Annotated in this window: 26 protein-coding genes; 12 read left to right on the top strand and 14 right to left on the bottom strand. The window is 33.2% G+C overall.

Annotated features, from left to right (window positions below):
• Window positions 1-103 precede the first annotated feature (103 nt).
• A complete protein-coding gene (locus HYY69_06530) occupies window positions 104-433 on the bottom strand; it encodes a hypothetical protein (GenBank protein ID MBI3033105.1) in 330 nt (109 codons plus the stop codon).
• Between the two features lie 12 nt (window positions 434-445).
• Here HYY69_06530 and HYY69_06525 point away from each other — a divergent pair, with 12 nt between their 5' ends.
• Entirely contained in the window at window positions 446-823 is a 378-nt protein-coding gene (locus HYY69_06525) for a hypothetical protein (protein MBI3033104.1), read from the top strand.
• Between the two features lie 16 nt (window positions 824-839).
• Here the strand turns inward: HYY69_06525 and HYY69_06520 are convergent, their stop codons facing one another.
• The gene (locus HYY69_06520; protein ID MBI3033103.1) at window positions 840-1,169 is read right to left on the bottom strand and encodes a DUF86 domain-containing protein; all 330 of its coding nucleotides are present in this window, start codon (window positions 1,167-1,169) and stop codon (window positions 840-842) included.
• Window positions 1,156-1,452 carry a nucleotidyltransferase family protein gene (locus HYY69_06515; GenBank protein ID MBI3033102.1) on the bottom strand — a complete coding sequence of 99 codons (297 nt, stop codon included), beginning with the start codon at window positions 1,450-1,452 and terminating at the stop codon, window positions 1,156-1,158. Before HYY69_06515 ends, HYY69_06520 begins: the two co-directional genes overlap by 14 nt.
• Window positions 1,453-1,817: 365 nt before the next feature.
• Between HYY69_06515 and HYY69_06510 the strand changes: the two genes are divergently transcribed.
• From HYY69_06510 to HYY69_06485, 6 genes are read left to right on the top strand one after another with little or no spacing between them, the layout of a single operon-like run.
• Window positions 1,818-2,477, top strand: a complete 660-nt coding sequence (locus tag HYY69_06510; GenBank protein MBI3033101.1) for a hypothetical protein — start codon at window positions 1,818-1,820, stop codon at window positions 2,475-2,477.
• Between the two features lie 8 nt (window positions 2,478-2,485).
• The gene (locus tag HYY69_06505) at window positions 2,486-3,577 is read left to right on the top strand and encodes a hypothetical protein (GenBank protein ID MBI3033100.1); all 1,092 of its coding nucleotides are present in this window, start codon (window positions 2,486-2,488) and stop codon (window positions 3,575-3,577) included.
• A 37-nt stretch (window positions 3,578-3,614) separates the two neighbouring features.
• A complete protein-coding gene (locus tag HYY69_06500) occupies window positions 3,615-4,241 on the top strand; it encodes a nucleotidyltransferase domain-containing protein (protein ID MBI3033099.1) in 627 nt (208 codons plus the stop codon).
• A complete protein-coding gene (locus HYY69_06495; GenBank protein ID MBI3033098.1) occupies window positions 4,228-4,740 on the top strand; it encodes a HEPN domain-containing protein in 513 nt (170 codons plus the stop codon). Before HYY69_06500 ends, HYY69_06495 begins: the two co-directional genes overlap by 14 nt.
• A 28-nt stretch (window positions 4,741-4,768) precedes the next feature.
• Window positions 4,769-5,755: an HIT domain-containing protein gene (locus tag HYY69_06490; GenBank protein MBI3033097.1), complete on the top strand. Its 987-nt coding sequence runs from the start codon at window positions 4,769-4,771 to the stop codon at window positions 5,753-5,755.
• Complete coding sequence (locus HYY69_06485; protein MBI3033096.1) at window positions 5,752-6,291, top strand: HIT family protein; 540 nt, start codon at window positions 5,752-5,754, stop codon at window positions 6,289-6,291. The genes HYY69_06490 and HYY69_06485 overlap by 4 nt, the downstream gene beginning before the upstream one ends.
• 158 nt (window positions 6,292-6,449) lie before the next feature.
• On the opposite strand, the gene HYY69_06480 is transcribed toward HYY69_06485, so the two are convergent.
• Together HYY69_06480 and cca are read right to left on the bottom strand one after the other, a co-directional pair.
• The gene (locus HYY69_06480; GenBank protein MBI3033095.1) at window positions 6,450-7,028 is read right to left on the bottom strand and encodes a hypothetical protein; all 579 of its coding nucleotides are present in this window, start codon (window positions 7,026-7,028) and stop codon (window positions 6,450-6,452) included.
• A 105-nt stretch (window positions 7,029-7,133) separates the two neighbouring features.
• A complete protein-coding gene (cca, locus tag HYY69_06475) occupies window positions 7,134-8,372 on the bottom strand; it encodes a CCA tRNA nucleotidyltransferase (GenBank protein ID MBI3033094.1) in 1,239 nt (412 codons plus the stop codon).
• 92 nt (window positions 8,373-8,464) lie between these two features.
• On the opposite strand from cca, the gene HYY69_06470 reads away from it, so the two are divergent.
• Window positions 8,465-9,061, top strand: coding sequence for a hypothetical protein (locus tag HYY69_06470; GenBank protein MBI3033093.1), 597 nt, complete (start codon window positions 8,465-8,467; stop codon window positions 9,059-9,061).
• 58 nt (window positions 9,062-9,119) lie between these two features.
• Complete coding sequence (locus HYY69_06465) at window positions 9,120-10,019, top strand: bifunctional hydroxymethylpyrimidine kinase/phosphomethylpyrimidine kinase (protein ID MBI3033092.1); 900 nt, start codon at window positions 9,120-9,122, stop codon at window positions 10,017-10,019.
• Here the strand turns inward: HYY69_06465 and HYY69_06460 are convergent.
• The 3 genes from HYY69_06460 to HYY69_06450 form a co-directional block, all read right to left on the bottom strand.
• Complete coding sequence (locus tag HYY69_06460; GenBank protein ID MBI3033091.1) at window positions 10,016-10,276, bottom strand: DNA-directed RNA polymerase subunit K; 261 nt, start codon at window positions 10,274-10,276, stop codon at window positions 10,016-10,018. The genes HYY69_06465 and HYY69_06460 overlap by 4 nt on opposite strands.
• 460 nt (window positions 10,277-10,736) lie before the next feature.
• A complete protein-coding gene (locus tag HYY69_06455; protein ID MBI3033090.1) occupies window positions 10,737-11,186 on the bottom strand; it encodes an HAD hydrolase-like protein in 450 nt (149 codons plus the stop codon).
• A gap of 28 nt (window positions 11,187-11,214) precedes the next feature.
• Entirely contained in the window at window positions 11,215-11,550 is a 336-nt protein-coding gene (locus HYY69_06450) for a hypothetical protein (protein MBI3033089.1), read from the bottom strand.
• A gap of 167 nt (window positions 11,551-11,717) precedes the next feature.
• On the opposite strand from HYY69_06450, the gene HYY69_06445 reads away from it, so the two are divergent.
• Window positions 11,718-12,644, top strand: coding sequence for a DUF2817 domain-containing protein (locus tag HYY69_06445; protein ID MBI3033088.1), 927 nt, complete (start codon window positions 11,718-11,720; stop codon window positions 12,642-12,644).
• Here HYY69_06445 and HYY69_06440 read toward each other — a convergent pair.
• From HYY69_06440 to HYY69_06430, 3 genes are all read right to left on the bottom strand, one after another.
• A complete protein-coding gene (locus HYY69_06440) occupies window positions 12,627-13,331 on the bottom strand; it encodes an ABC transporter ATP-binding protein (protein MBI3033087.1) in 705 nt (234 codons plus the stop codon). The two genes, HYY69_06445 and HYY69_06440, sit on opposite strands and share 18 nt — an antisense overlap.
• 189 nt (window positions 13,332-13,520) lie before the next feature.
• The gene (locus HYY69_06435; GenBank protein ID MBI3033086.1) at window positions 13,521-13,724 is read right to left on the bottom strand and encodes a hypothetical protein; all 204 of its coding nucleotides are present in this window, start codon (window positions 13,722-13,724) and stop codon (window positions 13,521-13,523) included.
• Window positions 13,725-13,734: 10 nt separating this feature from the next.
• Window positions 13,735-14,139, bottom strand: a complete 405-nt coding sequence (locus tag HYY69_06430) for a hypothetical protein (protein ID MBI3033085.1) — start codon at window positions 14,137-14,139, stop codon at window positions 13,735-13,737.
• Window positions 14,140-14,247: 108 nt separating this feature from the next.
• Between HYY69_06430 and HYY69_06425 the strand changes: the two genes are divergently transcribed.
• Entirely contained in the window at window positions 14,248-14,505 is a 258-nt protein-coding gene (locus HYY69_06425) for a hypothetical protein (protein ID MBI3033084.1), read from the top strand.
• Window positions 14,459-14,935: a PIN domain-containing protein gene (locus tag HYY69_06420; protein MBI3033083.1), complete on the top strand. Its 477-nt coding sequence runs from the start codon at window positions 14,459-14,461 to the stop codon at window positions 14,933-14,935. The genes HYY69_06425 and HYY69_06420 overlap by 47 nt, the downstream gene beginning before the upstream one ends.
• Here the strand turns inward: HYY69_06420 and HYY69_06415 are convergent.
• The 3 genes from HYY69_06415 to HYY69_06405 are packed head-to-tail and all read right to left on the bottom strand — an operon-like array spanning window position 14,932 to window position 17,443.
• Window positions 14,932-15,660 (bottom strand): ABC transporter ATP-binding protein, encoded by a 729-nt coding sequence (locus tag HYY69_06415; protein MBI3033082.1) that lies wholly within the window; start codon window positions 15,658-15,660, stop codon window positions 14,932-14,934. The genes HYY69_06420 and HYY69_06415 overlap by 4 nt on opposite strands.
• Window positions 15,653-16,534, bottom strand: coding sequence for a branched-chain amino acid ABC transporter permease (locus HYY69_06410; protein ID MBI3033081.1), 882 nt, complete (start codon window positions 16,532-16,534; stop codon window positions 15,653-15,655). Before HYY69_06410 ends, HYY69_06415 begins: the two co-directional genes overlap by 8 nt.
• Window positions 16,535-16,561: 27 nt before the next feature.
• Window positions 16,562-17,443: a branched-chain amino acid ABC transporter permease gene (locus HYY69_06405; protein MBI3033080.1), complete on the bottom strand. Its 882-nt coding sequence runs from the start codon at window positions 17,441-17,443 to the stop codon at window positions 16,562-16,564.
• Window positions 17,444-17,605 lie beyond the last annotated feature (162 nt).

Genomic DNA, 17,605 nt, shown 5'->3' with positions numbered 1-17,605 from the left:
ATTTTTCGAGGTTCCAGAGAGAAAAATCCAATTGAAGAACACTTCAAAAGCTGAACCGACGCTAAAACCTGAAAGATTTTCACCAGAGCCGGTTGCTTACAACCTAAAACTTCAGGAACTTCATCAATTTAGGGATATCACAGGATTCAATCACAATAAGGGTGTCATCATGGCAGCTCATAAACTCTTTAATATTAACATCATGCTCAAAAAATAAGCCAGAAATATGATAGACAGCACCAGGGATATTCTCGATACCTGGACTTGAAATTGTTATTAAAGAAAGCTCTTCTTGCTGGTTAAGGATATTATGTTTAAACTTTTGTTCAATAAGCTTTTTATTTTTTTGTTGAATAATAAGAGTAATGGTTTTTATTCCTTCAATGGAAAAAAACAATTCCCGTTCTTTCTTAATAGACTTTTCTATCCCCAATAAAGAGTCAGGATAAATGTTTTTATCAAGAGTATAGCGAACAACATTATTTTTGAGTTCGATATTGCTGTTGTCGAAGAGTTTAAACCTCCAGCAAGAGACGAAGGTGATAGCCAAGGTATAGACTATTTAGATAAAATTGGTGTTCTACCAGGATTTCAAGGAAATGGTGTTGGCAGAGAATTATGGCAGATGCTTGGTGCGCGCTCATCAAGTTTATTTTTAAGAACACGAAGAGATCGCCGAGCAAATAGTTGGTATATACGATCAATGGGAGAACCAATTGCAGAAGGAGAATGGAATATTTATCATCGTGGCATTCAACAAGCAGATCTTAACGATTGCATAAGATATGGATGCAATAAACCAAAAACAATTAATGGGAAATAGAATAAAAATATATAATTTAAACAATTGCTTTAATCTGTTTTTTTAATAAAGGAATCTCAGTAGTTATAACATCCCATGTTTTCCCAAGATCTACACCAAAATATGCATGAATCAAAATATCTCTCATCCCTGCAATTTTTTTCCAAGGAATTTCTGGATGTTTCTGTTTCAGTTCAAGAGATATATTTTTAACAGCTTCGCCAATTATTTCTATCCTTCTAATAACAGCATCCTGTGTTTTGGGATCCTGTTCAAATTCTTTTTTATTGAAAGAACTACAATAATCTTCAATTTGTATGATACTTTGTAAGATATGGGTGAGAAAAATACTATCATCCTTTTCCATAGATGCGCACCTCTTCATTAAGGATTTTTTTTTTTAATAAAGGATGTATTGATTTATAGGTGAGAATATCAACTTTTTTATTAAGAATTTCTTCTAACTCTATTTTTAATCCAGCTAAATCCAATAAACTTCCTTTCATGTCAACAACTAAATCTAAGTCGCTTTTTTTTTTTTGCTCTCCTCTAGCATAACTGCCAAACAAACCTGCTTTTTTAACATGATTTTTTTTAAAGATAGGTATCATCTGCTTAGACAGTTTTGTTTTTGTTTGTGATGAGATCATAGAATGTTTAAAGAAACTAATCTTTAAATAATTATGGTTTGCATAGGCTCTGGTGAAAATGTAGTTTTTGGCATCTTTTTGTGAGGCTCTTCATGTTTGTATGTGGGGATTTTTCGGAGTTCCATAGAGAAAAATCCAATAAAATAAATCCATCAAAAGCCGAACTGATGCCAAAACCGAGGCTATGCCGAGATTTTCACCAGAGCCGTTTGCATACCTATTTACATATATAACATATATATTATAGTGGTAAACATTATTTTCAATATAGTAAATAATGACATAACTAGCACTTAATAGTAGTCACAACAAGAAAGTTTTAAATATAAGCATACTGGCAACAATAGAGAATCATTAGGTGAAAAATGGCAGAATTAGTACAATTAATCAGAAGGCATGAAGAAACAGCAGTTGACAATGAAGGTAAAAAGTTAGACATGCCCACACATGAAGGAAGAGGAAGAGATTATAGGAGAGGAACTCAAATAAGGGAACAATACCCATCTCATCGAATATATGGTGTAGCTTCTGAAAGAGAGAGAACTTATATTGGCTTAGTCGCAATGCTCTTGGGCGCTGGTGTAACTAATGTTGATGATTATGCCGAACGTTCCTCTGATTTAAACGAAGGAAATATTCCAGCAGAATTAAGAAATAATCCTGCAAGACGATTTGTAGGATTATTTGAAGAATGCAGGGATACAACTATGGATTCAGGAAATAATCTTGCAAGGTATGTCGTAGATCAAATAGTAGGTTATACTGAAAGAATAGCTCCTGTCAATAACCTTATTATCGCAAAAACTCATCTCCCACCAATGTTAGCTGCTTACTTACAGTTAATTGGTAAACCATTTACGCTTGAAACAGCAAGAGAACATGATCTTGAAACTAAAATGAAACCAGGAGAGGGTTTTGATGTGAAAGTTGAACGCGTTGGACGAGTATATGGGGTAACAATCACTTTAGATAACACAACACAGCAATATGATCTTCTTGAATTACAAGAAAGAGTAAGAAGATAACTAGTATTATGGGAAAAAATTCACTAGAAAAAATACCATGGACAAAATATTTAGAACGAAAAAACGCCATCACCTATATCTCTATTTTTAATGTTGCTTACGGAAAATTACTCGAAGAAGCAACAGGATTTAGATTTAGAAAACAACTTTACAGATTGGACAATAATATCGTAACATTTTACCGACCATCATCAGAATTAAGACAAGCAAAAACATTTTTCTCAAGATTAATACAAAAAAATGATCATAGAATTTCTGAATGGCTGAATAAAGCAATTGAATATGAAAAAGCAGAGGAAGAATTAATTAAACAATTTGCAGATATTTCAAATAATGAAATCATAAATAAGCATAATAATCTCTTTGATAAATTACAACATATATTTCTCTATCTTACGGTCATACCTTTTATGATGTTAGAAGCAATTCAAAATGAAGATAACAATGATAATGAACATAATAAGCAATTAATCTTATCATTCCAATCATTCAGACAAAAAAGCAGAAATCCGTTGCATGAACAAGTTCTTGAAAAGGTATGGAATATTGCAGGACAAATATCATCATTAAACTACGAAGAATTGCAATATCTTACCATCGATGAAATAAGCAATATTTTCAATCATAAAGAATTTCCAACAAAGGAAGAAATTACCCAAAGAAAACAAGGATGCATTTTTTATGAAGATGAAAAAACAGGGAAAATTATATTCAATTATGATAAGAAGTTTGGAGAGAGTATAGGATTAAAAAAAGAGATAATCCCAAATATTAATGAACTTAATGGAACTATTGCATGTAAAGGAAAAGGGGGAAAGATACAAGGAACTGCAAGAATCATAAACAAACCTTATGACATGGATAAATTCAAAGAAGGGGACATCATCATTTCAATCAATACAACACCGGATTTAATGCCAGTGCTTAAAAAATGCAAAGCAATAGTAACTGATGAAGGAGGATTAACGTGCCATGCTTCAATTGTAAGCAGGGAATTAAACAAACCATGTATTGTAGGAACAAAATACGCAACTAAAATATTCAAAGATAATGATCTTATTGAAGTTGATGTTGATAACGGCACAGTAAGAAGAGTATAGTTTTATCAATAAAAACATAACATTTATAAACGTTATAATGATAGTAACAAATGTTACTAAAATGATAACATTACTAAAGCCAGGATTAATGAAAATAATGAGATTGTTTTACATAAATAAAACTCAAAAGCTCCATTTAAGAGAAATTGCACGTCAAACAAAACTATATGAACCAAGTGCCACAAGATTTCTCAAGGAATTAGAAGAGAATGCTATTCTCAAATCTGAAAAAGAAGCTAATCTGAAAAAATATGGAGTGGTAAAAAATAAGAAAACATACTTAGTCTTTGAAGCATTTGATATGGAAAAAGAAGATAAACTCCCAGTTATAAGAAAAAAAGCGATTAAGTACTATTTAGATACATTACCTGAAAAACCGGTTTTTGCTATTCTTTTTGGTTCAACTGCAAAAGAAACATTCGGAGAAAAATCAGATATAGATATTCTCATAATTGGAAATAAAAAAATAGAAACAACAGAAGCTGAAAAAGAAGCTGATGCATTAACAGGAATAAAAATAAGTTCATTTCAAATAGGTTACAAACATTTTTTAAAAGAGATCATCTTAAAAGAGGATAAAGTAATACAATCTGCAATAAACACTGGATATCCTTTAATAAATCATATAGCTTATTATGAGGTATTATACAATGAAAGAGTATGATATCAATCAATTATTGAATAATAAAGAAATTCTTGAAAAGAAGATAAAAGAGTTTTTAGAACAAAATATCTTGAAAATACAGCTCACAGATCAAGAAGAAATAAAAGGGCATCTTTTGAAAGCAGATCATAATTTGCGGTTCATAGCTGAAAATATTAAAATAGGATTTTTAGATTGGGCAATAGTTGGCTGTTATTATGCATCTTATCATGCAGCATTATCATTGATATTAACAAAAGGATATTTCTCAAAAAATCATCTTGCTACCTTATGTATATTAATAAAAGAATTTTATAAGAAGGGATTACAGGAAGAAGATATTAAAATATTATCGCAGTTTCTGGATTATCAAGATGTTTTATTTTATGTAGAATCTAAAAATAAACGTGAAGATGCTGCGTATTCAACAAAATCAAAATTTGATAAAAAAGAAGTTGAGCAATTGCGTATAAAAAGCGCCCTATTTGTATCTAAAATAAAATCAATACTTAACAAATAATATAAACAGAAACACTTTAAGGTGAAATATGGTCCAACTCAGTGCTGAGCAGCAAAAAGCAATTGAACAGCAAAAAGCTAATTGCCCTTTCTGCAAGATTATCAAAGGCGATATTCCCAGTCAAAAGGTTTATGAAGATGACAAATGTATAGCTATTCTTGACATAAATCCTGCATATAAAGGTCACACATTGTTAGTGCCGAAAGAACATTACCCTATTTTACCTCTTGTTCCAGAAGAAGCATTTGAACATCTTGCTAAAACAATCAAAGAACTATCAGGCTGCATTAAAAAAGGCGCTTTGGTTTTTGGAGATAATGTATTCATTGCTAATGGCGCAGTAGCTGGTCAGCAAAGCCAGCACATGGTTATTCATATTATTCCGCGAGAAAAAGGAGACATGATCAATATTTTCAGTTTAAAGCCTGGCAAAATCGATCAAGAAAAAGAAGCAGAAGTTGCTGGTGTTCTCACTACTAACATGGCAAGATTAATGAGAAAAAGATATGCTAAATATCCTTTACCAAACCAGCCAACGATCGCACCTGGCACGTACACCAAAGAACAAATCATAGGGATCATTGAGCAAAACCCGCCAATAAAGAACATGATCATTGCAGATGCTGACAGGTTCAAAGCAATGATTCCAAAAAACCCTCAGTTTAATGCAATCTTTGGAAAATGCAATATTGATGAGATTATTGCTGAAATAAAACAAAAAGAGCAGGTGAATAAGCCTATTCCCGAAGAAGAAGAAAAACCTTCTCGGTCTAAAGAAGAAGAGCTTTTGAAGCTGATAGAAGAAAATCCAAAAATAAAGGAAATGATGTTGCATGATTTCCCCTTGTTCAAGCAGAAAGTTGCAGATATCCCTCAGTTAAAAGAAATGTTCGAAGGATTTAATCTAGATGAGATTAAGAAAAAACTTGAAGCAAAGGAAGAAGGAAAAACCAAAGAAAAACAAAAAGAAGAACCAGCAGACGACCTTGATTTAATTGCGAGGCTGATGAAATGAGTGATTGCCAGATCTGCAAAATTGCAAAGAATGAAATAAAAGTGAAGAAAATTTATGAGGATAATATAATCTTTGCTCTGATACCAGAAGATGCTGCCATGAGCGGTCATATCAGGGTTTTTCCAAAAGCTCACAAAGAAACTATTGAGGAGCTTGACTACGAACTCATAACACAGATGCTTTTTTGCGCAAATTATGGAGCAACAGCTGTTTTTGAAGGGTTAGGAGCAGAAGGAACAAACATTATTATCAAAAATGGTGAAGTAGCAGACCAAAAAGATAGCCATATTTGTATAGACGTTCTCCCAAGAAAGTCAGAAGATGGTTTAAACTTTCAATGGGAGCCAAAACAGCTTTCACCTGAAGATATGGATAAAGTAAAAGAGCAAATTAAAGATCATACTGCGTTTATTGGAAAGCAAAAACCGCAACCTGAACAGAAAAAAGAAGATTCTATTAAAAAAAAGCACCTTGAAGGATTAAAGAAAGTAGATGAAGAAAACTATTTGACAAGAAAATTGATAAGAATACCTTAAATTAGTACGTATTAAGTCTTCTTCGGGTTTAGCGCCAGTTCAGCTTAAACTTATTGCTTTGATTGGATTTTTCTCTCTGGAACTCCGAAAAATCCACAAGGTAAGATTAAGAAGAGCTTCACAAAAGTAGGCGCTAAACCCCCAGACTTAATACGTACTTAAATTATGTAGAAAAGCATAATAACAAACCCGCTTACGACAGGTATCAAAAGATTGTCATCAAGGATGATATGACGGAATTTTATTTCTAATGCTTCAAAACATAGGCCAAAAAACGCTCCAAAAAAAGCTGCCACAGGCTTGACAAATAATACTGCTCCTAAAAAACCAAAAATAATACCTACAACACTTCCTTCGAGAAGTTTCTTATCATTCAAAGGGTTTTTTATTTTGCCAAAACTTTCTCCAACAAAATGAGAAACAGGATCACCAAGAGTTAAAATCATAATGCCTGCAAGTGCAATTTGTTTATCAAAAAGCAATAAGCTTAATATGCTTCCTGCAAGAAATGTTAATGCTCCCCATCCCGGTAATACACGTTCTCGCTCAAATCTTTCAAGAAACCAATTAATAATAGGAATACGATAAAGAGAAGCAAACACAGAAAGAATAAACCCAAAAATCAGGATGATGGTTAACCAAAATAAAGTAAGTAATTCATAGTACATAATCATAATAATGACTATACCGTAAAAGATATGAAAGATGCTTCTTCTTAATTCAAATTCATTTACCATGCTGTTCTAAAATAACGGTGTTTTATATAGATTACTACTGCGCTACGTAATAATCAACAATAACCTTTTTCTTGTTTCGTGTAATAACATAGTTCATCAAGTACATTAGGTTTTAATCTGCTTAATTCGTTTAACCCGTTCAACAGTATAATTATCTTGGATAAGATCATTGAATAATGCTTGAGGAGTAAGATACTTTCGAGGAATCATTGTATAGAGCCGCTTATGTTTCTCAAACACTTTCTTATATTTTTTACTGAACTCATCACAACCGCGTTTTACAGTAACTGGAGGCCCAATATGTTCGACCAGAGAAGTTAATTTTTCTCGTTTAATAATAAACCAAAAGAGTGCTTTGTTATGTTTATCAAACTCCCAACCTTGAGCAAAAATCTTAAAACCAAACAAATTAAGATGTGTAGTATAATGCTCAAACACTTTTAACATTTTTGTTCCGACAACATCTTCTTTTCCTTCAAAACCAAAAATATCAAAAATAAACAGATGGTTTTTCTTTGCTTTTTTTTTAACTGAAGAAAAAGAAAATGGTTGTTTCTCAAAAAAAACTTCAGACGGTTTCTTAAGAAAACCCTCTGAAGTTTTTTTAAAAAGATTAAATTTTTCTTCTGACAAAGCTGCCGCTGCATTTCGCTCTGGCTGGACAGGATCAATGATGATAAGAGGCGCTCTTTTAGAAGCATTTAATTGTGATGCAGTATTATGTTTTTCAACATCAATAATATGATTTGGCTTCCATCCTTTACTTGCTTTCAAAAGCTTAAGAAAAGAACCATAGTAAACTATAAGAATATCAAGAACATGGCCTGAAAACCCATTAATATATGATTCAGCACCATACAAACCTTGCGCTTTACACAATAATTTAGCTAGAACAATCTCTTTGCAAAGTTTTGGAGTCAAGTGTTTTTTAACCCAAGCAACATGCAAAGGTGACATATCAGTGACGTTCATTGCTTTTTTCGGATCATAGACTTTCAACACTGGAATTATTTCAAAAGGTATTTTTTTAAAGCTAAATTGAAAATAATCCCTTGACCCATGAACACGTGTTGGTTTAAATGGTTGAAGAGCTTTCTCCAGCAAGTCAGATATTGATTGATCTAAATAACTATAATGAAACCGAACAAAGATATCACAATCAAAATCACCTTTAATAAAAGTGCCTTTTGCTGCGCTGCCGCCGAGCATGATTTCAGCATCAATGTTTTTTCTTCGCAATTCGCTTCTGAGTTTAGTAAGAACTTCCCTAATAACAGATTGAAGCCTCTCTAACTCAGCTGATGAAAAAGTATATTGTTTAAGTACTTGATTAAAGAGTTTCATAGGTTTGAGCTATAAAAACATTCTAGTATATTTAATCTTTTTGCCTTTTTATCCCAGTTAAATATTTAAATTCAAAACAATTCCCTACAGAGATGCCATTAGAGATCATAGTTACAAAAGATACAATAAGTATTGGTGAAGAAGAATTTAGAACACCAACAGGAATAGAGTATAAAACAATTGATTTAAGGGGCACTGGTGAGATGGATGGTTATCCTGATGATGAAGGCTATCAATTGACCTATCAAAAACAACATGTCGCTGTGCAAACAGCCCAGCAAAAAGGGATTATTCCACAGGATCTTCAACTTGGAGATGCATTCGATTTAAAAGAGAATCATGGATTAAGTGGTGAATATGTAATAAGATTAACTGATGATAGTAACGGCTTAAAATTCTTTAAAAATGGAACTGAATTAGGTATTGTATATTACAAAGATTGTGATTTCAAAAATGTCTATACCAAACTCCTGACATTAAAACAAAAGAAATATGGGGATGCTGTTCATCAGGAGATGACTCGTCTTTGTAACGCTGTAAACGCAAGAGTTAGTGATGATAGAATAAAAATAATTGATTCAGCAACTGATACTAGACGCCATATTTCTAGAAATAACCCTGGCAATAGCCCTGGCAGAGTTATAGATATTTATGTAACAAGTGATGTGAGCTTAACTCTAAAATATTGATACTATAAATACTTTTTTAAATAATACCTTTACCCCATACAAATAGGGTAAAAGATATATGGTAAAGGTAATTATTTGTGGAACTATTGGCTTAGACACTATTAAGACTCCGTTTGGCGAAGTTAAAGATGCCATTGGCGGATCAGCCACCTACGCTTGTCTAGCAGCATCGCTATTTGTTGAAACAGGGATTGTTAGCATCGCAGGAAAAGACCTGCCAGAGCAGTATCTAATGCTACTCAAAAATAAGAATATTAACACTGAAGGGGTAAGCTATGCTGAAAAGAATTTTAGATGGAGTGGAGAATACACCTTTGACATGAATGAAGCAAAAACCTTGAAAACAGATCTTAATGCCTTGCTTGAGTTCAAAGCTGATCTTCCAGAAAGTTACAAGAAAGAAAAATATCTATTTCTCGCAAACATCGATCCAGAATTGCAACTAAAAGTCCTAGATCAAAGTAAAAACCCGGTTTTTACCATGATGGATACGATGAATTTTTGGATTACAAGCAAGAAAGAGCAGGTTAAACAAGTTATGAAAAAAGTGGATGCAGTCTTGTTAAATGAAGGTGAAGCTCGGCAATTATTTGAAACAGTTAATCTTATTGCAGCAGGAAAAAAAGCATTAGAGCTTGGTCCTGACTATGTTATTATCAAGAAAGGTGAACATGGTGCTTTGCTGTTTACAAGAAAAAGCATTTTCAATGCGCCAAGTTATCCCTTGGAAGTAATTAAGGACCCTACTGGTTGTGGTGATTCATTTGCAGGAGCATTAATCGGCTATCTTGCAAAAAATGAAAATGTTAATGAAGAAACTATGAGAAAAGCAGTAATCTATGGATCAGTAGTAGCTTCATTTACCGCTGAAGATTTCTCTGTTGAAACAGTAAAAGCAATTACAAAATATGACATTGAACAACGATATAAAGAATTTGAACAATTACGAAGTTTTTAAGCTGGATTTGCAGCTTTTTCTTGAGAAACGACTTCTTGTTTTTTAGGCATAATACGCTCAACAGCAAATGGTATCACACCAGCTTCAAACTCTTTTTCTGCAATTTTAAGAACATCATACCCTAAAGACTCTAGTTCCTCTTCAGTTAATGTCAATACTAAAGGTGCTCCCATAGAAAGCTGTAAAGCGCGTGCGCCTATAACTCGTGTTTTCTCATATTTAGTATACTGAGATTTATCTATAATAACGCCAGACATATACTTAAGAACAAACTACCTATTTATAAAGATTACTACCCGTTGGCACAATCCAATTTGTAAGTGATATTGCGAAAAGTGCCACCATAGGATAGCATCTTCCATAACAAACATCTACAGCCGAGCCGATGGTGGTTGCTGAGTGAAACGAACGCAACTAGGAAAATAGTGATTTTCCGTGGCTGCCGAAGGCATTTTCGCAATATCACTCATTTTTTGGATTGTGCCTACCCATTGTACGTAATAAGTCAGAGGTTTTAGCGCCTGCTTTTGTGAAGCTCTTCAGTGTTGTTAGTGAGGATTTTTCGGAGTGCCAGAGAGAAAAATCCAATTGAACTAACTTGAAAAGCTGAACCGGCGCTACCTGAATCCGAAGGATCTCAGGGATTAAAAATAGTAATTTTTAATAAAACCAAAGGAAGACTTATTACGTACAACCCGTTGCTTCGGTGAAAGTAAATCATAATATTTCCAGCAATTGAGATAAAGAGTGAATAATATAACCTGGCTTTCCAGTTTCCTCATTTGGTTCTTCATGACTAAATTTGCCTTTTTTTAACCATACTGTTTTACACTGATGTTTATTTCCCCAAGCAATTCCCCGAACAGTTCTATCATCTACAATAACCATCTCTTCTGGCTTAAGCTTTAATTTTCTCAAAGTAGCTTCATACAAATGATCTTTACCAACATGATCGAACATTATAAAAACAAAATGATTACGTAAATTTTCGTGATCAATAATATCTTGTCTCTGTTGAATATCATGACCGTTTTTTCCTAGTGAAACAATGCAAAGAATATATTTTTTGAATAAATAATCTAGAACAGGTTTAGCCTCATTAAATAAACAATTATTATCATTATCATATAACGTTCTTCCCCAATCAAAGATTATAGCCTTAATCATTCAGCTAAGAGAAATAATTGGATTTATATTAGTGATGATATTTATTTATATGATAATTATAATCAGTTAGATGTTTATGAAAGTCATAATGTAAATTATCTAATTTCTGGGTATGAGTATGCAATGTTTTCTTAATGTATTTAAGATCATGGTTCAAGCCACCAACAAAACTTCCTACTTTGAATGCAAAAAGAACAATAGAGGCAGCAATACTTATTTGAGGTAAAAGTTGAAGCCAGAGAGGAGTTTTAATAACACCAGCGAATTTCAAAATAATCCATAGAAAGAAAATACTCATAAAAAACCAAAATCCAATGTCCGCTAGCAATATTTTTTGTTGGAGTGTCAACTTAAATTTCTTCATAGCACTCATAGTGTATTAACTCCTTAATAAACCTATCGACGAAAAAACACTATTATTTTCAACAAACCCGAAAGATTTCCGACGATAATAAAAAGAATAGTAAAGTTATTTAATAGCCACAAATAAGGATTAAATTTAAAAGAAGTTAGATTGTCCTATTCATAAGTATGCCAAATGATAGCGACCTAACAGATAATGATGATGAAACAATAGGAGCAAAACAACTTCTTGAACATATCGTAACAATAGCACGTGCAAGAACAGACGTTACAGTTACTGAATATGGGATAGTTGCAACAGAACAAAATAGCTTTCCACTATTAGATATAGCTTCTTCTTCAATCAATGGTTCAGATCAACCAATACTGGTAGTTACAACTGGTTTTCATGGTGATGAAACATGTGGCCCTTTAACCATGATGCACCATCTTGACGACATCATCAATTATGCGCATAAGCAGGGAGTTAACATCATGCTTTTCCCTTGCATAAACCCTAGTGGTTTTGACAGGAGAACACGCTACAATCACCTAAACCAAGGAGCAAACAACGACGCAATAAGATATCAATTAGAAGATGGTACGTGGAAAGATGATTTAAAGAGAAGTAATGTCTTTAAGCGATGGGTATGGAGTGATGAATATACTGAAGAACATGGCATTGTTCTGCCAGAAGAAACAGTTGCTCTTCTAGCAAAACTAAAAAAACTGCCGTGGTCAAGAGTAAAAGGCTTCCTCGATATTCATCAAGATAAATTTTCTGCAGTCTATGGAACAAGCTGTACATATGCATATTGTTTTCCTCCCCTAAACCCATATCATGATATTATGAAGAAATTACCGCCAGATATTCCTATTTTGAGAAATAGAACTATTGATGAAAGCCATGAAAGAGATACGGACGGAAACATTCCAGTGACTGATGACTATGGAATTGTTACAAGATATGATGGTTCAGTAACTGATGCTGCACATCGGTTGGGAGTCCCTTATGCTGCTGCCCTTGAAACAACAACAAATATTGATTTAAGAAAATGTTATGGAATAAATCTGATGTGGATTAAAGGATTTGTTGATTTAATATCTCCCGCCTAAATAAACTTCTTTAATTTTTTGATGAGATAATATTTCTTTCCTACCTTCCAAAACAATCTGTCCGTCTTCAAGCAAATAGGTCTTATCAGCAATTTCAATTGCTTTTTTAGCATTTTGTTCAACTAATAATGCAGAAATCCCCATTTTTTTAAACCCTGCAATAGTTTTAAACAATTCTTTCTGGAGGAGAGGGCTTAATCCTAATGAAGGTTCATCAATTAATAATAAAGAAGGATTCTGCATAAGAGCTCTTCCCAAAGCTAGTTGCTGTCGTTGTCCGCCACTTAACTCATAGGCTAATTGATGAGATTGATGTTGCAAAAAAGGGAATTTTTCATAAACTCTAGCCAGATTTTTAGTAATGTTGTCTTGTTCCTGTTCTGGCACTCCAATGATAAGATTTTCATAAACAGTTAAGTTGCCGAAAACTGTTTTTCCTTGGTTAACATAAATAATGCCTAAAGTAACAAGTTCATGAGTTGCAAGATGAGTAATTTCCTTGTTGCGGAAAAATATACTGCCATGAGTGACTTCTGCAAGATTAAAAATAGCATTAATAATAGTGCTTTTCCCAGCGCCATTCGGTCCGATTAAAGCAACGATTTCTCCAGGATGAACATGAAGATTAATCCCTTTCAAAACCTGCAATTCGCCATAACCAGCATGAAGATTGTGTAGTTGAAGCATGATAGAATAATTATGACTAAGAATATAAAATTATCCATTTAATGTACGTAATAAGTCTGGGGTTTTAGCGCCTGCTTTTGTGAAGCTCTTCTTAATTTCAGTGTGGGGATTTTTCGAGGTTCCAGAGAGAAAAATCCAATCAATGTGATACGCTCAAGCTGAACCGGCGCTAAAACTATAGAAGACTTATTACGTACCTTTTAATAATTTTGGTGCAGATGGTAATTCATAACCACGCTGCATGAATTGATGTAATTGCCAAAACATAATTAATGTCTTCGAATCATGAAGTAATGAATTAATATCTAATCCTTCAAAAAATTTCCTTAATACTTCTCGCGCTTTCTCTTCTGCATGTTCAGATGCAAGGAATTGTTCTAATGTTTGTTTCATATAAACCCCATCACTGCCTATATTGTTCACCAGAGCTATTACCCTCAGAATAAGAAAACACCTTTTTACCAACGGCAAGAATCTCTGGCAATAGTTCATTTTTATTTGCTGTTCTTATTAAATTACCTAAGCAACCTGCATATAAAATTAATACATTAAACGTTATTAAAGCAAGTTTATTGAATTGATCTGCTTGTTCAGTTTGAGTATAATATTGCACTTTTTGTCTAGTATTCCCTCCTGCAAAAGCATTTACAAGAAGACTGTAAGCTTGATAAAAACAAGGGTATAACTCTTTTTTAGTCCAATCTGGTATTTCTTGGACTAAAGCGTTTAATTTTATTTCAATTAAAGAAGCTTCTAAATCCCTATCAGGATCAAGGTACTCATAATCATTAAGATCAATTATTGGCATTTAACCGGGAAAAACCTTCTGCTTATAAAATGTATCATTTTTAACACTATGCAGTAACTAATTTATAAAAACAAAACATTTAAATAGATATATAATGTAAATGTATATATGGGAACAATGACCATAAATATTCCTGATGAAATAGAAGCAGGATTTAGAAAAACCGTTGAAAAAGAATACGGCAAGGGAAAAGGTATTTTAGGCAAAGCAATAGCTGAAGCTATGACTAAATGGCAGGAAGAAAAAGAACAAAAAGAAATTGCAGAAAGAATGCTCGCAAGAATGAGAAAAGGATTTAAGTTAGGCATAGGAAAACCATATGGATCAAGAGATGAAATTTATGACCGAAGAATTTTTCCTACTTGATTCCAATATTCTAATCTATGCTTATAATAGATCTGAAGAGTATAAAGGTAAAATTGCAGAAGAAATCATAGAAGATTGTATAGGAAGAGATATTAAAGGCTGCACTTCTTTTCAATGTTTAGGCGAATTTTCCAAAGTAATGATTTCAAAATACCATATTTCATGCAAAGAAGTTAAAGAAATTATCAAAGATTTGTGTTCATTACAACATTTTAGAAAAATACATTATGATAAAACGACCATAATAAGTGCATTAGACCTAAGTGAGAACTACAACCTTCATTTCTGGGATGCATTAATAGTTGCAACAATGTTGGAAAATGGAATATACCAAATTTATACTGAAAACACTAAAGATTTCAAAAAAATCCCGCAGATTAGTGCAGTAAATCCTTTTGAAAAAGAGTTTAAAAAACAAAATAAAACTTAAACACCCAAATAAGCATCCAATACTTTCTTATTATTTCTAATCTGAGAAGGCAATCCTTCTGCAATAACTTTACCGTAGTCCATAACAAAAATATAATCAGCTAAGTCCATAACAAAATTCATGTCATGTTCTATAAGCAAAACTGTTTCACCTTGTTGTTGAAATTTTTTGAGAAGATGCTTAATTTGCTTTCGTAATGCAGGATTAACTCCAGCAACTGGCTCATCTAATAAGAGGATGGAATGTGGTTTTGCAAATGCCAATGCTAAATCCAATAATTTTCTCTGGCCATAGCTTAAGCTATGACCATAAGTAGTTAATGGTTTGTGCAAACCAACAAGTTGCAAGGTTTCATGTATTTGTTGAGAAAAGTTTTCTTGATAGTTCAAAAAATTAGTAAGAAGTTGCTGGTCAGTTGTTGCCAGAGCAATTTTGAGATGTTCTTCAATAGTTAAATTTTTGAATAGTCGAACTTCTTGAAAAGTTCTCGATAATCCTAAAGCGCTAATAACATGAGGCTCCTTTTCAGTAATCTCAATTTTCTTAAGATAGACATGCCCATGATCTGGAACTAAAAGTCCGCTAATGACATTAAACAACGTGCTTTTTCCTGAGCCATTTGGTCCAATAAGAGCAGTGATGCTTCCTTCTTTAACCGTTACACTACAGTGATCTAAAGCTCGTAATCCGCCAAAATTAAGACTAATATTGTTTATATCAAGCATCTTCTAAATCAATCCTCCCAAATAATCCACGTGGATTATATAATAAAATAGCAAGCAAAACTAAAGCATACAAAATTTGTCTTCCAGGACCTATAACAGAACTTGGCAGTGATAGAAACCGTAATGTTTCAGGAATTAAAAGAATAATAAACGTTGCTACAATTGAACCTTTAATGGACGCAATTCCCCCTACAATGAGAATGGTTAACATAAGCACAATTTCAGTTAAGGTAAATGATGAGGGATCAATGTAAGTGATATAATGGGCAAATAAGCTTCCTGCAATACCAGCAAAAAAAGCTGATAACATCATTGCTTTTGCTTTGAGCTTAAAAGTATTTTTACCAAGCACTTGTAAACCAAGAGCATCATCCCTCGTTGCTTGCAAGAGCCTTCCAAAAGGTGATTGGAGTATTCGGTGTATGATAAAAATGGAAATTGTCATAATAACAAAAGCAAGGATAAGATATAATTCTGGTTTAACAAGATGAAATCCTAAAATAGTCGGTTTTGGTATTCCAGGAATTCCTAACGGCCCTCGAGTTAATGCTACCCAATTGAGGAAAAGTGAATGCGCAACAAAAGCAAATCCTAAGGTTGCCAACGCTAGATAATCCCCTTTTAATTTTCGTGTTGCAAGGACAAGAAGATAACCGCAACCGCTTGCTAATAATGCGCCAGAAAGCATTGCTATAAAAAAAGGAACTCCTGATATAGTCAGCAACGCTGACGTATATGCGCCTAGACCAAAAAAAGCAACATGCCCTAAATTTAATAATCCAGTAAAACCAAGAGCTAGATTTAAACTAACGGTAAGGATAATATAGATGCAAACTAAAATCAACATATGAATGAGATAATATCCACCAATCATACAAAGCACCTGTTTTTGTTGATAAGATCATACATTTTTAATACCTTTATTTAATCCAAATAATCCTGTTGGTTTCCAAAGCAGGAAAATAAATAGCAATAAAAACGTAATGCCATTTTTATATCCTGAAGGCAAAAACCATATGCCGAGATTTTCCACAATACCAACAATAAACGATCCTGCAATTGCTCCAGGCACTGAAGTTATACCTCCAACAACTGCGCCAGTAAACCCTTTAATCATTAGTTCTGTGCCCATAGTAGGAACTAAATTCTGCTCTAAACCAATTAAAATTCCTGCTAAACCTGCTAAACCTGAGCCGAGTAAAAAAGAATATGCTTTTACTCGTTGAGCATTAATCCCAATAATATTTGCAAGCTGCTGATTATCTGAAACTGCGCGCATAGTTCTTCCAAGCATTGTTCTTTGCATAAACAAATATAAAACAAGAGATAAAAGAAGGGCTAATGCGATTAATGCTATTTGCAATTTAGTAATAATTGCTCCAAACAAAGTAATTCCTTTGCTAATCGGAATATACCCTATGCTTTTAACACTTGGCCCAAAAATAACTTGAATAATATTTTGGAAAAGAATTAATAACCCTATGCTTGCAATTAATAAAATAATATTTGAGCTATGGCGTTCTTGCAAGGGTTGATAAATCGCATAATATAATCCCCAGCCAAAGACTGCTGTTAAAAGGATAGTGCTTGCACAAGCAAGATAAAAAGGCAATCCAAGGAGAGTAAAAAAACTGTAAAGTAAGTAACCACCGACAACAACACTGCTTCCGTGAGCAAAATGCATGAATTTATTCGTAGAATAAATTAAGGTAAAACCACAGGCAACTAATGCGTATAACGCCCCTGCTATAAACCCATTGATTAAAAGCTGGAACAAAACCATACATAACTGTAAAAGAGCATTATTTATATTAGTTTTGAATCGCTAGGCTCTGGTGAAAATGTATTGCACAGCAATATTTTGGCATCTTTTTGTGAGGCTCTTTAATTTCATAAGTGAGGATTTTTCGGAGTGCCAGAGAGAAAAATCCAATAAAATAAATAC

Source organism: Candidatus Woesearchaeota archaeon, from assembly GCA_016192995.1.
In the GTDB taxonomy this organism is placed as follows: Archaea; Nanobdellota; Nanobdellia; order Woesearchaeales; family DSVV01; genus JACPTB01.
The sequence above is the reverse complement of the archived record's forward strand: the minus strand, read 5'-3'. Positions and strand labels throughout refer to the sequence as shown.

What these genes read in the sequence shown, in the direction of transcription:
- HYY69_06500 (MBI3033099.1), top strand. Translation starts at nt 3,615, where the DNA reads ATGATAGTAACAAATGTTACTAAAATGATAACATTACTAAAGCCAGGA.
- HYY69_06430 (MBI3033085.1), bottom strand. Translation starts at nt 14,139, where the DNA reads ATGCCAATAATTGATCTTAATGATTATGAGTACCTTGATCCTGATAGG.
- HYY69_06415 (MBI3033082.1), bottom strand. Translation starts at nt 15,660, where the DNA reads ATGCTTGATATAAACAATATTAGTCTTAATTTTGGCGGATTACGAGCT.
- HYY69_06515 (MBI3033102.1), bottom strand. Translation starts at nt 1,452, where the DNA reads ATGATCTCATCACAAACAAAAACAAAACTGTCTAAGCAGATGATACCT.
- HYY69_06485 (MBI3033096.1), top strand. Translation starts at nt 5,752, where the DNA reads ATGAGTGATTGCCAGATCTGCAAAATTGCAAAGAATGAAATAAAAGTG.
- cca (MBI3033094.1), bottom strand. Translation starts at nt 8,372, where the DNA reads ATGAAACTCTTTAATCAAGTACTTAAACAATATACTTTTTCATCAGCT.
- HYY69_06520 (MBI3033103.1), bottom strand. Translation starts at nt 1,169, where the DNA reads ATGGAAAAGGATGATAGTATTTTTCTCACCCATATCTTACAAAGTATC.
- HYY69_06445 (MBI3033088.1), top strand. Translation starts at nt 11,718, where the DNA reads ATGCCAAATGATAGCGACCTAACAGATAATGATGATGAAACAATAGGA.
- HYY69_06470 (MBI3033093.1), top strand. Translation starts at nt 8,465, where the DNA reads ATGCCATTAGAGATCATAGTTACAAAAGATACAATAAGTATTGGTGAA.
- HYY69_06405 (MBI3033080.1), bottom strand. Translation starts at nt 17,443, where the DNA reads ATGGTTTTGTTCCAGCTTTTAATCAATGGGTTTATAGCAGGGGCGTTA.
- HYY69_06495 (MBI3033098.1), top strand. Translation starts at nt 4,228, where the DNA reads ATGAAAGAGTATGATATCAATCAATTATTGAATAATAAAGAAATTCTT.
- HYY69_06490 (MBI3033097.1), top strand. Translation starts at nt 4,769, where the DNA reads ATGGTCCAACTCAGTGCTGAGCAGCAAAAAGCAATTGAACAGCAAAAA.
- HYY69_06440 (MBI3033087.1), bottom strand. Translation starts at nt 13,331, where the DNA reads ATGCTTCAACTACACAATCTTCATGCTGGTTATGGCGAATTGCAGGTT.
- HYY69_06450 (MBI3033089.1), bottom strand. Translation starts at nt 11,550, where the DNA reads ATGAAGAAATTTAAGTTGACACTCCAACAAAAAATATTGCTAGCGGAC.
- HYY69_06505 (MBI3033100.1), top strand. Translation starts at nt 2,486, where the DNA reads ATGGGAAAAAATTCACTAGAAAAAATACCATGGACAAAATATTTAGAA.
- HYY69_06425 (MBI3033084.1), top strand. Translation starts at nt 14,248, where the DNA reads ATGGGAACAATGACCATAAATATTCCTGATGAAATAGAAGCAGGATTT.
- HYY69_06460 (MBI3033091.1), bottom strand. Translation starts at nt 10,276, where the DNA reads ATGTCTGGCGTTATTATAGATAAATCTCAGTATACTAAATATGAGAAA.
- HYY69_06480 (MBI3033095.1), bottom strand. Translation starts at nt 7,028, where the DNA reads ATGGTAAATGAATTTGAATTAAGAAGAAGCATCTTTCATATCTTTTAC.
- HYY69_06510 (MBI3033101.1), top strand. Translation starts at nt 1,818, where the DNA reads ATGGCAGAATTAGTACAATTAATCAGAAGGCATGAAGAAACAGCAGTT.
- HYY69_06455 (MBI3033090.1), bottom strand. Translation starts at nt 11,186, where the DNA reads ATGATTAAGGCTATAATCTTTGATTGGGGAAGAACGTTATATGATAAT.
- HYY69_06410 (MBI3033081.1), bottom strand. Translation starts at nt 16,534, where the DNA reads ATGATTGGTGGATATTATCTCATTCATATGTTGATTTTAGTTTGCATC.
- HYY69_06465 (MBI3033092.1), top strand. Translation starts at nt 9,120, where the DNA reads ATGGTAAAGGTAATTATTTGTGGAACTATTGGCTTAGACACTATTAAG.
- HYY69_06420 (MBI3033083.1), top strand. Translation starts at nt 14,459, where the DNA reads ATGGATCAAGAGATGAAATTTATGACCGAAGAATTTTTCCTACTTGAT.
- HYY69_06435 (MBI3033086.1), bottom strand. Translation starts at nt 13,724, where the DNA reads ATGAAACAAACATTAGAACAATTCCTTGCATCTGAACATGCAGAAGAG.